Source organism: Brevibacillus humidisoli, from assembly GCF_020923435.1.
GTDB lineage: Bacteria > Bacillota > Bacilli > Brevibacillales > Brevibacillaceae > Brevibacillus_E > Brevibacillus_E humidisoli.
Genome location: NZ_CP087263.1, coordinates 4,682,438 through 4,696,112, shown reverse-complemented (window position 1 = coordinate 4,696,112; position 13,675 = coordinate 4,682,438). Strand labels below are relative to the sequence as shown.

12 protein-coding genes are annotated in these 13,675 nt (G+C 53.9%); 2 read left to right on the top strand and 10 right to left on the bottom strand.

What is annotated here, in order from left to right; genetic code table 11:
• Window positions 1-120: 120 nt before the first annotated feature.
• Complete coding sequence (locus LOK74_RS22945) at window positions 121-1,119, bottom strand: substrate-binding domain-containing protein (protein WP_230044319.1); 999 nt, start codon at window positions 1,117-1,119, stop codon at window positions 121-123.
• A gap of 103 nt (window positions 1,120-1,222) precedes the next feature.
• Window positions 1,223-2,215 (bottom strand): LacI family DNA-binding transcriptional regulator, encoded by a 993-nt coding sequence (locus LOK74_RS22940; RefSeq protein ID WP_230044318.1) that lies wholly within the window; start codon window positions 2,213-2,215, stop codon window positions 1,223-1,225.
• Window positions 2,216-2,426: 211 nt separating this feature from the next.
• On the opposite strand from LOK74_RS22940, the gene LOK74_RS22935 reads away from it, so the two are divergent.
• A complete protein-coding gene (locus LOK74_RS22935; protein ID WP_230044317.1) occupies window positions 2,427-3,395 on the top strand; it encodes a sugar phosphate isomerase/epimerase family protein in 969 nt (322 codons plus the stop codon).
• A gap of 9 nt (window positions 3,396-3,404) precedes the next feature.
• Here the strand turns inward: LOK74_RS22935 and LOK74_RS22930 are convergent, their stop codons facing one another.
• Together LOK74_RS22930 and LOK74_RS22925 are read right to left on the bottom strand one after the other, a co-directional pair.
• Window positions 3,405-4,814, bottom strand: a complete 1,410-nt coding sequence (locus LOK74_RS22930; RefSeq protein WP_230044316.1) for an MFS transporter — start codon at window positions 4,812-4,814, stop codon at window positions 3,405-3,407.
• Window positions 4,815-4,949: 135 nt separating this feature from the next.
• Complete coding sequence (locus tag LOK74_RS22925; RefSeq protein ID WP_230044315.1) at window positions 4,950-6,512, bottom strand: FAD-dependent oxidoreductase; 1,563 nt, start codon at window positions 6,510-6,512, stop codon at window positions 4,950-4,952.
• A 440-nt stretch (window positions 6,513-6,952) separates the two neighbouring features.
• Here LOK74_RS22925 and LOK74_RS22920 point away from each other — a divergent pair, with 440 nt between their 5' ends.
• Window positions 6,953-7,867, top strand: a complete 915-nt coding sequence (locus LOK74_RS22920) for a GNAT family N-acetyltransferase (protein WP_230044314.1) — start codon at window positions 6,953-6,955, stop codon at window positions 7,865-7,867.
• A gap of 81 nt (window positions 7,868-7,948) precedes the next feature.
• Here LOK74_RS22920 and LOK74_RS22915 read toward each other — a convergent pair whose 3' ends face one another.
• The 6 genes from LOK74_RS22915 to LOK74_RS22890 form a co-directional block, all read right to left on the bottom strand.
• Window positions 7,949-8,686: an aspartate/glutamate racemase family protein gene (locus LOK74_RS22915; protein ID WP_230044313.1), complete on the bottom strand. Its 738-nt coding sequence runs from the start codon at window positions 8,684-8,686 to the stop codon at window positions 7,949-7,951.
• 66 nt (window positions 8,687-8,752) lie between these two features.
• The gene (locus LOK74_RS22910; RefSeq protein WP_230044312.1) at window positions 8,753-9,739 is read right to left on the bottom strand and encodes a class I SAM-dependent methyltransferase; all 987 of its coding nucleotides are present in this window, start codon (window positions 9,737-9,739) and stop codon (window positions 8,753-8,755) included.
• Window positions 9,740-10,070: 331 nt separating this feature from the next.
• Window positions 10,071-10,427: a DUF962 domain-containing protein gene (locus LOK74_RS22905; protein WP_230044311.1), complete on the bottom strand. Its 357-nt coding sequence runs from the start codon at window positions 10,425-10,427 to the stop codon at window positions 10,071-10,073.
• Window positions 10,428-10,499: 72 nt separating this feature from the next.
• The gene (locus tag LOK74_RS22900; protein ID WP_230044310.1) at window positions 10,500-11,678 is read right to left on the bottom strand and encodes an ABC transporter permease; all 1,179 of its coding nucleotides are present in this window, start codon (window positions 11,676-11,678) and stop codon (window positions 10,500-10,502) included.
• On the bottom strand, window positions 11,675-12,865 hold the full coding sequence (locus tag LOK74_RS22895; protein ID WP_230044309.1) for an HlyD family secretion protein: 1,191 nt from the start codon (window positions 12,863-12,865) through the stop codon (window positions 11,675-11,677). The genes LOK74_RS22900 and LOK74_RS22895 overlap by 4 nt, the downstream gene beginning before the upstream one ends.
• A 209-nt stretch (window positions 12,866-13,074) precedes the next feature.
• On the bottom strand, window positions 13,075-13,656 hold the full coding sequence (locus LOK74_RS22890; RefSeq protein ID WP_230044308.1) for a TetR/AcrR family transcriptional regulator: 582 nt from the start codon (window positions 13,654-13,656) through the stop codon (window positions 13,075-13,077).
• Between the last annotated feature and the right edge of the window lie 19 nt (window positions 13,657-13,675).

Here is a 13,675-nt window from a genome sequence, read left to right as displayed (position 1 = left end):
TATGTCGCCAGGGACTTGCCTTCCTTGCGAAGCAGCATTGCCGTTTCAACAGTTGGTGATTCCATTTTTTAGTAGTTGACTCTACTAGTATGGTTGGCTTAAATAGTTGGCGTGTTCTCTTTAATAGTTCGCATTTTCATCGTAATACTGGTCAACATTCTCCTGGGTCACCTGTGCAGCTTCGAGGACGATCTCTTTCTCGCTTGGCGTCTTGCCATTGACGATATCAACCGCTACTTTTACTGCGTCTTTCACCATCAGCGGCGAATAGATAAAGGTAGCTTTCAACAGGCTGTCGCCATCTTTGATCAGCTTGTAGACATCTTTGTGGCCGCCGGCTCCGGTAACAATCTTGATGTCCGTACGATTGGCTTCCTTGATTGCCTGCAGAACCCCCAGGGCCATCTCGTCGTCATGGGTGTAGACGGCGTCGATCTGCGGCTGCGACTGCAGGATGTTTTGCATCACGTGCAGCGACTTTTCTTTCTGGAAGTCGCCGGACTGACTGACGATGATCTCCATGCCGGGGTGGTCTTGAATCGCCTCCCGGAATCCTTCGCTGCGCAGCGTCGTGACGGAGCTGGGGACACCGATAATCTCTACAATCTTGCCTGTTCCGCCTAATTGTTCAGCGAGGTACTTGCCTGCCCCCTGCCCAATCCCTTTGTTGTCCCCCTTCACCAATGCCGTAAAGTCGTCACTTTCGATCTCGCGGTCAACAATCACCAGCGGTATGCCCGCTTCCTTTACTTTTTTGGCAACGGGCGTCAGGGCAGCCGATTCGATTGGCAGCATCACGATCGCGTCCACTTTTTGCGAGATCAGATCTTCCACGTCGTTCGTCTGCTTGTTGGGATCGGCGGCGGTCGTAATCACGTACTGGATGCCTTGAGCTTTTGCCTCATCCTCCGCATTTTTGATAATCGCTCCCAGCCAGCCGTGATCCGCTGCGGGAAACGACATCCCGATCGTCTTTGCCTTCTCGCCTCCTGCTGCCGTTTCTCCCGCTGTACCTGTAGATGATCCCCCTGTGCTTTGGCTCTGTCCGCCACAGCCCGCCAATGCGAGCAGCAGCGCAAGAATGGCGAAGCCGCTTACCCATTTTTGAAGCGCTTTCATTTTTTCCATCCTCCTCTACTCTTCCCCTGTATTCTATTTGCACCCGGCTCGCTTTATGTAATCGATTACAAAAAGGGCCGGAGGATGCACACCAGCGGTGCGCTTATCCCATGGTTGATTCCCGGATGATTAGTTCATGATCCAAAATCACGCTGCGCAGGGAATCGTCCGGATGATTCAGCTTGTGGATCAACATCCTTGCCGCCTCACAACCCATCTCATACATCGGCTGTGCAACTGTGGTCAGCGTCGGATTCATCATAGCGGCAAACTGGATATTGTCAAAGCCGACGACAGCTATGTCCTGTGGCACACGCACCCCTTCTTCTTTTATGCCTTTTAACGCCCCGATCGCCAGCGTGTCCGAGACACAGAAGACGGCTGTCGGTTTCTCTTCAAGAGCGAGAAAGGCACGCATGGCCCGCTGTCCGCTCTCAAACCCCAGATCGGTGTGAATCACCCACTCCTCGCGGCAGGCGATGCCGTATTCCTCCAATGCTTTCAGGTAGCCCTCTTTGCGCAGTCGGGCGTACAAAAAGCGCTGATCAGAGTTAATCATCGCAATCTTGCGGTGCCCGAGGGTGATCAAATGTTTTACCGCTTTATACGCTGCGGTTCGATTGTCGATGGAGACGTAGGGAATCTGCAGGTTTTCGCTGTATTCACAGCACTGGATGACCGGGAACTGTCTGCCCTCCCCTGTCAGGTGGTCGAGATCGGCGGCCGGATCCATCGAGATCACCCCATCGGCCAGTTTGTGCTTCACCAGATCGAGGTAGATCATCTCCCGCTCAATATCGGTGTCCGTGGTGCACAGCAAAATATTGTAATGGTGTTTGCGGGTGACGTCTTCGATCCCCTGTACGATTTTGGAGTAAAAGGGGTTAGAGATACTGGGAACCAGCACCAAGAGCATTCTACTCTGCGAGATGCGCAGGTTGCGACCCAGCATGTTGGGTTCGTAGTGCAGCCGTTCAATGACGCTCTCCACCTTCTGGCGGGTCTTCAGCGAGACGGACGGGTGTTTGTTCAGCACGCGCGACACGGTGGCTACCGATACTCCCGCCTCCTTGGCCACTTGTTGAATCGTTATCATCGTTTGTCCTACTTCCTTTTTAGTTGTAATCGATTACGGCTAAGGTAATATGAACGCACGGTACTGTCAACACAAGCATGATCTGCAAGCCTGGATAGGATAAGTTGGGACGTCATGAGGTATCTATTGACTGTATTTTCTAAAATGATCTACAATTAAAAATGTAATCGATTACATTTCGTGGTGTCAACTATTTTTTGGAGGTGCGACGATGAAGTTAGGTGTCTTCACCGTTCTGTTTGCACAAAAATCGTGGGAAGAGACGTTGGATTACGTAGCTGCAAAAGGATTGGACGCAGTGGAAGTGGGCACAGGCAGTTACCCCGGGAATGCCCACTGCAACGCGGAAGAGCTACTCGCTGACAGTGGAAAGAGACGAGCTTTTAAACAAGCGGTAGAATCCAGAGGGTTGATCATCAGCGCATTAAGCTGTCATGGCAATCCGCTGCACCCGCAGAAACAGATCGCCCAGGCTTACCACGACAACTTTCTGATGACCGTGCGTTTGGCAGAAAAACTGGAGGTGCCGGTTGTCAATACCTTCTCCGGCTGTCCCGGGGATCATGAGCATGCCAAATACCCCAATTGGCCGGTGGCACCGTGGCCCAACGACTACCAGGAGATTCTCGCCTGGCAGTGGGAGCAGAAAGTGATCCCGTACTGGCGCGAGATGGAGCAGTTCGCTGCCGAACATGGCGTAAAAATCGGTCTGGAGCTGCATGGCGGCTTTTCTGTGCACACGCCGGCCACGCTGCTCCGGCTGCGGGAGGCGACCGGTCAAGCTCTCGGCGCCAATCTTGATCCGAGCCACATGTGGTGGCAGGGAATTGATCCGGTACAAGCGGTACGAATTCTCGGCAAGGCAGGAGCGATTCATCATTTCCATGCCAAAGACACCGCGATAGATACGGTCAACGTCAACCATCACGGTGTCACGGACATGCAATCGTACGCCCAGATGCTGGACCGCGCCTGGCAGTTCCGCACGGTAGGTTATGGGCACGACTTGAAAACCTGGGCCGACATCATCAGCTCCCTCCGTCTGGTCGGCTACGATGGTGTCGTCAGCATTGAACACGAAGACGGGTTGATGTCGGTTGACGAGGGCTTTACAAAGGCCGTGCAAAACTTGCAGCAAGTGCTGATCCGCGAACCCCTCGCTGAGATGTGGTGGGTGTAAACAGACCGATCATCCTTCTCCGACCGGATCCGGACCGATGGCAGACTGCGGCGAGTACCGCCCCAGCGAAAGAGCGTACAGGATGCACCCGACAGCAACTACCAGCGCAAAGGCCAACAGCAGGTTGCTGTATTGATGGGCGGGAGCCGAATGAATGAACGGCAGCAGCGGAAAGCCAAGCACTGCCCCCTCCAGGGCCTTTCCGACGATCGCGGTTCCGACCGCCCCCGATACAAACGAGATCAGACCGTAGAAGCCCATCCCCACCCCGATCTGCTGGGGAGCAAGAATCTGGGTAATGCTCTCGGCGAGCGCAGTCTGTACGAATGAAAAGCCGATGTACATGAGGACCATCGCCATCGCCGAGAACCAAACCCATTTGTCGGTCAGCCCGGCCAACAGAAGCAGCGCAGTCAGGACCAGGCTGAGTCCGGTATAGACAACGAAGTGGCTTCCCTTCTTGACCGTGATGTTTCCGGCTACCGTCCCGAAGATGACGGCACTGGACGCTCCCGGAAAGAGAACCAGCCCGATGTCATCTGTTGCGAGATGATGCAGATGATCCATCATCAGCGGGATGACGAACATAATCCCGACAACGGTTCCGAAGATGAGAAAACCGATCAGCAGACCGATCCTGTACTTGTGATCAGCCAGCAAGGAAGGCTCAACAAACGGATGAGCGGCCCGGCGAATCCGCATCATGAAAGCGGCTGCTCCCACTGCCGTGACGATCAGGTACGGCCAGTCAAGTGACGTGCAGTACAAGATCAGCGAGGTAATCGTGATGCCGAGCAGAACGGCTCCCGGGATGTCCAGCTTGCCGCCAGCCGGCTGCGACTCCGGCAGCAGCTTTAAAAAAGCAGGAATCGCTGCCAGTGTAAACAGCGGGATCAGGAACAGGTACGACCAGTGCAGGTAAGCCGAGACAAACCCACCGATCACAGGCCCGACACCAATCGCAAACGAGACCGTAGAGGTCAGGATGCCAAACAGCTTGCCTCGATCCTGCTGTGTAAAATAGCGGGCGACGACAATCATCACCAGCGCCGGAATCGACGAGGCCCCTGCTCCTTGGATCGCCCTGCCGAAGATGGTGAACGGATACCAGAACTGCAGCAGAAAGCCGATCAGCGAACCCGCCGCATAGACGATGATGCCGATCACGATCAGCCGCCGCAAGCTGAATAAGTCGGCCAGCTTGCCGTAGATCACCTGTCCCAACCCAAACGTGATAATAAATACAGTCACAACCCAGCTGACCCCCGCAGGCGTCAATCCGTACTGGGCGGAAATGTTCGGGGTGGAAACGTTAAATACGGTTTCGTTCAGCACTCCAAAAAAGATGACGTAGATGATGAGCGGCACGAAACGCTTGCGGTCAAGCGTCGGCACCTCATTTTGATGAGATTGCAGCATGTTTTCTCCATCCTTTAACATTAACTTCCTATCTGACAGACCCAAGTATAATACATCATTACGTCATCCTATGTCATGTTTTTGTGTGCTTATCGATAACATTTGGTAAACGTGGTCTGATGGACCGCTCCACGTCTAACAACAAGCTGCTCTACCTCGACTGTCCTGCTCTCGACTGTCCTGCTCTCGACTGTCCGCTCGCTCGCTCGCACAGCAATCAGTGTGCTCCGGTTGAGCAGATTGGTAACAACCGTCAGAGCTTGATTGGGAGGATGGGGAGCAATCGCTCGACTCCGAACGGGTTGGCTGGTCAAAATGCACCATCTGTGGCAGAGATGATTGGCAGCAACCTGTGTCCGTCACCTGCGCTGCTACCAGTTGTGCATCCTTTTCGCTTCCTGCAGGTCCGCAACATGCTGCTGCTTGGCCGGCCGCACCGCTACCACCGCCGACACTGCATACCCCTGTCTCCGGCAGCTGTAGCTCTACCTTCCTCGCTGCTTCCCAATCACCGACCAGCGCCGATACCACCGAGCGGACTTGCTCGTAGCCAGTCGCGAGCAAAAAGGTTGGGGCGCGTCCGTAGCTTTTGGAACCGACAATGTACAGATCTTTTTCTGGCTGACGCAGCTCTGCTTCCCCGTGCGGACGGACCGTACCGCAGCTATGGATGTTGGGATCGATCAACTCAGCCAGTGCGGGTACGCATTCGAGTGCAGGATCGAAATCGGCACGCACCTCTCGCAGCATGTTCATATCGGGACGGGAACCGGTGTTGGCGATGATCTGATCGACCGGGCCGATCATCGCTTCCTCTTCTTGCAGCATCCCGATTACCCGCAGTCGCCCTTCTACGCTGTCGATTTTTTCAATGTAAAATGGAGCAAACACCTGCATGTGACCACTTTCCACCAAGCTGCGCAGACGGAGTCCAAGGGCCCCACGCGCCGGCAGCGCATCTGCTTCTCCACCACCGTATGTTTGGCTTACTGCTTGCTTGCGAATGGCCCAGAAGATGGTGGTTTCTGGTGCTTCTTGCTGCAGTTTGGCCAGATCCAACAGGGTGTTGATTGCCGAATGTCCGCTACCTACCACGAGAACCCTCTTGCCGGCATATCTGCTTTTCTGCTCTCCCAGTACATCGGGGATGCCGTACACAATCTGAGAATTCGCCTCTGCTTCTCCATCCCCCCATACCCCTCCTGAACCGACCGGATTGGGCCTGTTCCACGTACCTGTGGCATCGATGACAGCACGTGCTTCCAGCTTCACTCGCTTTCCGTTTTGTTCATACTGGATGACAAACGGCAGGTGGTCCCGACCAGCTGTTTTCATTTTGTCCAGTCCCTTGCGGCCAACAGCGATCACCTTGCTGTTGAGATGAAGGTATGGCTTGATCTGCGGCAGATCGGCCAGCGGACGAAGATAATTGTCAACCAATTCTCCCCCCGTTGGAAGCGCCTCTGGCGGCGGGGCTGCCCACCCATGCTTCTCCAACAATGCTTGAGCCGCTTTGTCTACATTGTATTCCCAGGGTGAAAACATACGGACGTGCTTCCAGCTCTGGATGTTGGCCGCGATTGATTCTCCCGCTTCCAGCAGGACAAACGGCTCCCCTCTTTCTGCCAGATGCGCCGCTGCGGCCAAACCAACAGGACCAGCGCCCAGAATCGCTACAGGTCGTTTTACAGATTTCATCGTACATGCCTCCTCGAGCTTGTTTCGTGTTGGACTCTGCCACTCGCATCTGTTCCCCTCTAACAATAGTTGATTTTTGCAATTATTACTGTGAAAGAAGCTCCTCCCTATGATGGTGGGGAGGAGGGATAATCGCCTACTTTTATCCGACAAACGCGAGTGCTGAGTTCCCGTACATTTGTTATATCACACATCATTTTCATTTTGCAACTATTTTCTGATTCAATTAGTTGATGATATACGTGTTTGTCTTACCCCTCGGCTATAATGCATGCTAAGATAGCGGTGTAGAGAGGGTTTGTTGCCTGAATGGCAGGGTCTTCTGCCTCTGCTCTATTCTGATTCTGCTCAGATCAAACGCGTGATGAGTGAGCGTAGATCAAAGCGGAGACAGTGGGACGGGAAGCTGCATAACGAAAAGCAAACAGGGGAGAGAAACGATGAAAACAATCGCCTTACAGCGGTTGGATGAGACAGCCGCTTCCGATCTGGTGGCGTTGTCGTCCAGTCTGGGTTGGGACTATTCGAGCGAAGACGTCCGCACCATCTTGGCCTGCGGTATCGTCTATGGACATTGGTCGGCAGAAGACGGAGTGGTTTCTAGCGCGGCGATCTTTCCCTACGGTGACCGACTGGCCTCGATCGGTATGGTGATGGTTAGGGAGCCGTATCGGGGACAAGGCCTCGGCAAGGCTGTGACTCAGAAATGTATCGACGCCCTGCCCAGTGGGGTTCCGATTATGCTGATAGCGACACCAGAAGGAATTCCGCTGTACGAGCGGCTCGGCTTTCAGACTGTGGAGACGATTGAGAAACTGCTTTGCGACCGTTATCAACAGCCTGCAGGGGGAGTGACTCCTGCTGGAGTCAAATCAAACGAAGGCAATCCTGCCGCTGACCGTTCAGCACGTCTCCACAATGGTTATCACCTCTGTGAGATGACCGCCGATGATGTGGAGGCTGTGATGGATTTGGATGAAGCGGCTGTAGGCGGCCGGCGATGTTCGTTTTTGCAGGCGAGAATGATGCAATCGGCGCGTCAGGCGGTGATCAAGAGGCCAGATGGCACGATTGCCGGTTTCGGTCTGGCCGTGCAAGGGCCTGAGCTGCTGCTGTTGGGACCGATCGTCGCACCCGACTGCGAACTGGCCCTCGCTCTGATAGATCACTTAGCCAGTCGGCATGAGGGAAACCTGCGCATCGATATCCCTGCCAAACAGCAAGCACTGCGGTCAGGTCTGTTGAAGCGCGGGTTCTGTAAGGCAACCCAACCGCCCGTCATGCTGAAGGGAGCTGATCAATTGCCTTCACGCAACGATACCCTGTTTGCCATTGCGGCGCAGGCGTTTGGCTGATCCATCATAGCAGCTTTACCTTTTGCGGAATCAGCACATGCAGCTTTATCATTTGTAGAGTCTGCATGACCCGCCACTGGCTTAGGCGGAGGTTGCCGGATTTGCGCGGTGGGCAGGAGGAGCATCAACGGCCAACGCCCAGTCGACAGCTGCTTCTGCATGGATCGCCGTCGTATCAAACAGGGGAACCGGGGAATCATCCTGGTTGACCAGGAGCGTAATCTCGGTACAACCGAGAATGATTGCCTCAGCCCCCTGTTCAACCAACCGACTGATGATCTCGCGGTATCGCTGTCTTGAATCCGGTTTGATCACTCCTCTGCACAGTTCTTGATAGATGATTTGATGCACGACTTCCCTGTCCCTCGGTTCAGGAACCAGAACGTCCAACCCGTACTTTTGATGCAGGCGCCCTTTATAGAAATCCTGTTCCATTGTAAAACCGGTTGCGAGCAGTCCTACTTTGCCCAACCCGTTTTTCCTGATCCGCTCGGCAGTTGCATCAGCGATATGCAGCAGCGGCAGTGAGACCTCCTGCTGGATCTGCTCGGCCACCTTATGCATCGTATTGGTGCAAATCACCAAGAAGTCAGCCCCTGCTCCTTCCAACAGCCTTGCGGTGCGAGCCAGCAAGTCGCCCGCTTCCTCCCACTGCCCTTGATGCTGCAGCCTCTGAACCTCCTCAAAGTCAAAGGAATAGAGCAAACATTTGGCGGAATGAAGTCCTCCCAGCCGTTCCTTCACATGTTGGTTTAGCAAGCGGTAGTAGATCGTCGTAGATTCCCAGCTCATGCCGCCCAACAGACCGATTGTTTTCATTGCTATCTTCTCCCTTTTTTCAAAGTGCGAAGCTGCTCTGCTTTCTCCTATTGAAACATGCCCGCTTCATGCTTGTCGCGTGATGTTTGTGACGGAGGGTCTGCCCAACCGACTGGATGGCTCTGCACAGCACCGATCGATCTTAATCTCTTTGACATTCACCGTATACGATGGGTGGGAACGCAGCAAATCTTCCAGAAATGGCAGTCCGGGCGCGTAGATAAAGCTTCCCCCCGCTTGCAGCGACTGGAGGATTTGCATGTACGTTTTGGCATAACGTTCGGCGCTGCTGCTGCTCCGCAGGTGATGGTGCATGAAATGGTTGGAGAAGGCCATGTGGGAAATGACCGTCCCCCACGTCACGGCTCTCACCTGCCAATCGAACCAATTGGCCCGAAACAAATAGTCGCATTCTTCGACATCTCGATCGATGCCGTATGCTTCAATCCCGCTTTCCCGCAGGAAGCGGACCAGATTGGCTTGGGCGCCGCAGCCAATATCCAAGACAGGCTGTTTGATCGTATCCAACCCAATCCCCAACAAGTCGAGTTGAAACTGAGGGTCGTACTCAGCGCACGGTACAGCAAACAACTCCGGATGTTCTCTGTACTTGGAAAAGATAGCGGTGCCATTGCTGCCGACCAAAAAGGCTTGCAGTCGTTTGTAATGGCCATCAAACAACTCATCGATTTCTGCGTCGGACAGCGTAGCCGTTTTACTGCCCATCGTACAGATGCGCTGCAACAGATGTTTGTACAGACTTTGCAAAACAAGGCGATCCCGGTGTTGAAAGTCAAGGAATTGGTTTGCTCGCAAAAACAGCCTGAGGACACGTTGCGATACAGCCTCTAGTACTTGCGAGATCGTGCCTTCCCTCTTTGTTGACTCGATGAAACCGACGATCTCTTTTGGCTTATGTTTAAACAACTGCACCGTTTTTTCAGATGGTTTTACAGCCAGTTTTCCATCAGGCAGGGTATAAAAGAGACTTTTGTTTTGGTTGAACAGCAGTTGGTGATCGATGATGTGAAAGAAATCTGTTGAGGTAAACACCATCTTTTCTCCTCGCTTTCCATCGGCAGTCTTGCACCTGTCTATTTTATCCTGCAGTAACCCTCCACGCATCTTTGACAGCGTTGACTGTTCATGGTTTGCTCGTGCTCGTGCCATCCTGCCCATACATTCGCCGTTTTACACCAACTTCCCTTTTCCACCTTCGTGCTGCTTGTCGATTGACAACCTGCAGCCAGAAACAGGGGGTCTGGAAGGAGTTGATAAAGAAAGCTCCTACATTGCAGGTCTGAACTGTGACCCACAGCGTAAGAGCTTCTGCCTTTCCACTATTCCTCTTGACCTGTCGCGGGCGGGTGCTGCCATTGAATGGTCAAGCTGCGCTGCCGTCATCCGTGCCCTCGTTTGCCTGGGGTACAGCGGGCAGCGGCAGTAGTTGTTTTTTGCTGATCAGCTCCAGGCTACGCAAGAAGAACCAGAGAAACCCGGCATAGAAGCCAAGAAAAGGGTGTTTGAACGAAGCCGGACGATTTCCTTCAAAAAAGAAGTGTCCCACCCACGAAAAAACATAGTGCAGCACGGCGCAGCCGACTGTGACCCGCCAATCAAACCAGAGCGCAACCCAGCCTATGAAGGCAGCGAGAAACGCCAGGTAATGCAGCTGTTGATTGTACCTGTTTCGGTGAGCCTGCTGATAAGCAAGCAAGTCCCTGGTCACGCGCTGCTTCATGCGGCATGCCCCCCTAGTTTCGTCTGCCTTCATCATACCACGAAACAACCTGCTTTTTTGCGCAGGAATATGCTACGCCACCTGTGACCGCTCCGCCGCATCGCTCTGCTTTCTGCTCGACTGCCAGTGGTAGAGCAGGTAAACGGCAAACAAACCGATCAGCGTCATCAGACCGAGAACGGCGAGGTCTTGCGTGATAAACGAAAGTCCATGCCCCTTCTCCAGTACCTCCCTGACGGCGTGGAGGAAATAGGTGAGCGGCAGCGACTGTCCGATCGCAGCCACCGCCTCCGGCATCGCACGCAAGGGCCACGTGTAACCCGATAGTAAAAAGGATGGGACAGCAATCAGCATGGCAATCTCGGTCGCCTGCAGTTGATTGGCCGAGAAAAAGGAGATGGCAAACCCAATCGACAACACCGTTACGTTGAACAAAGTACCGACGATCAGCAGATGGGTCAGATCGCCGTAATACGGTACGCCAAAACCTTTCAGCACGATCGCAAAGGTGACAACCAGATTGAAGGTAGCCATCACCAGATAGGGTGCCAGCTTGCCCACAAGCAGCTGCCCAAAACGATGTTGACGCAGTGTTTCACTCCACGTCCCCTCCTCTTTCTCGCGGGCGACGGAGAGGGCGACGCCGAGGAAAAGACACTGCTGCAGGACCGTTCCGCCGAGACCGTACACCATAAAGGAGAGGTAGCTGAAGGTAGGATTGTACAGAACGCGATAGCGATAATCCAGACCGGTGAAGAGGGTCTTCCCTTCGTCTCCCCATGCCCCTTGTGCCTCCAGCTTGGATAGGGTCACCCCGGCCGATACACTTTTGATTACCGTATTGGCGGCACGCACCGCCGTGTTGGAGATCAACATATTGCTGCCATCAATCACGGTCAGCACTTCGGCGGACTGCCCGGTTTTGAGTCGCTCCGTGGTACGCTCCGGAATCACCACGCTGGCCGCAGCTTCTCCCCGTTCTACCGCTTCCATTGCGTCATCCTCTGTGGCCACCACTCTCGTGACGGCAAACGTCTGATGGACGTCAAACGCACGTACCAATTCCCGGCTTAGTTCCGTCTGATCCTGATCCACAATCACAGTCGGCAGTTCGGTCACCCGCTTTTCATTATACAAAAAGCCAAATAGTGTAAAATAAAGCACTGGTACGGCGAGCAAAATCATCAGCACCGTCCGGTTGGCAAAGATAAACTTCCACTCCCGTTCGAACAATCGGCTGATCTCCCTCACTTGTCTCCCGCTCCTTTGATCTGCCACTCAACCGATAGTCCGGGACGCAGTTTGGCCCCCTGCAGATCAATCTGTACCTGGAAGGAACGAATGTCGCGATCCCCCAGTTCCTGTGTCGCTTTTTGCACGGCGAAATCGGCGGCAGGTGCGATTACACTCAGTTTCCCATCTACCTCACGACCTAGTGACGGTACAAACAGGGCGACACTCTGCCCTACTTCCAAGCCAGCCAGATCGTTTTCACTGACGTAAAACTTGGCGAACAATTCATCCTGTGCCTGCAGAGTAAGGACCGTATAGCCTTGGGCAACCAGTTCGCCTTTGTGAACATTGACCGATTTCACGACACCGGACAGGGGTGCCGTCAGCTTGGTATCGTTCAGGTGGGCTTCAACTTCGGCAAGCGCCCCTTTGGCCTGCTGTACGGCTGCCTTGGCTGACTGCACATACAACTGCTTGATGCCAACCTGTCCATGAGCTGCCACTGCCTGGTTATAAGCAGCTACTGCCTGATTGAGCTGCGCTTTTGCGGCGTCTATTTGCTCCTTGCGCGCACCGCTTTTCGCCATGCTTAGCTGCTCTTGGACGGCGGCACGTTCGGCCGTTGCTTTCTCGTACTGCAGCTGTGCCTCCTCCACTTGTGCCTTCGGTACAGCACCCTCAGTTAAAAGGTGCTGCATCCTTTGGTAGTTGGTTTGGGCCGTCTGTTCCGCTGTTTGGGCTGCCTCCAGCTTTGCCTGAAGCTGATTGATCTCTTCCGGGCGTGCTCCGTTTTTCGCTGCTTCGTACTGGGCGCGGGCCGCATCGACTGCTGCTTTGGCCTGCTGCACCTGTGCATCGCTGGTCTGGTTGGTGACCGTTACTCCTTGCTCTGCCTGCCCCAGCTTCACCTTGGATAGTTCGTAGGCCGCTTCTGCCTGTTCCCGTTTGGCCAGCAGGTCTTCATTGGACAACACGGCAAGCAGTTGCCCAGCTTGTATGACATCGCCTTCTTTTACCCGGAGATCGGCGATCGTGCCGCCCATCTTGAAGGCCAGGTCTACCTCTGTTCCTTCAATCACGCCGACAACCGAGTTGTCCAGCGCTCCTCCTGACGCATAATTGGCTCCCGGGACTAATAAATACACGGTCAAGACCGCGATCACACTCACAAATCCCGCCACACCGATCCAGACGTTCTTCCTCATTGGTGATTCTCTCCCTTTCTCCTCTATCGATGGTCTTTCTACTTTCCATCTTTTTTTCCATCTGTCCTTTTCCCCGTGTACTTTCCCTCTTGCCTTTTGGTCGAACTTTCTTTGGCCGAACTTTCATTGATCGAACTCTCTTTTGACCGAACTTTCTTTTGGCATAACGCTCTTTCGGCTCATAAATACTTGTCTGACGCCAAGGTTGATCAGTGCTCGATCGCTAATGCTCCTTTGCAAAGCGAAATCAAAGCTGTCCGGGTCTCTTCGGTATAGAGCGGCTCGCCGCGAAAGATCTTGCGCAATGCGGTGAATCCGACCATGCCAAAAAGCGCCGAAGCCAATGTCTGCACTTCCAACTCCGCGTTGATCACTCCCAGACGCTGCAGTTCGCGGAGGAACTGCTCCACGGTCTCGAAATAGTCGGCCAGCAGTGTCCGAACCATCTGATCCCGCTCCGGATCGCCCGAAGTGTAGCTTAACAGCAGCAGACAAAACTCCTGATGCTCCGAGAAGAAGCGGAGATGCTCATCGAGAACGCCAAGCATCCGCTCCTTTACAGGACGGCTGGTGTCCTGCATAGCGTTGGTGACACTATCGATCAGCATCTCCACTCCCTTTCGGTTCACATGGTAAAACAACTCTTCCTTTGTCTTGAAGTGGTAGTACAACGTCCCTTTTGCCACCTGGGCAACATCGGCAATCGAATCCATTGTCGTATCACTGTAGCCATACTGGGCAAAGGCCCGCAATGCCCCTTGCGAGATCTGATCTTTTTTTGATATGGACATGTTCTGCTCCTCCTCCTGT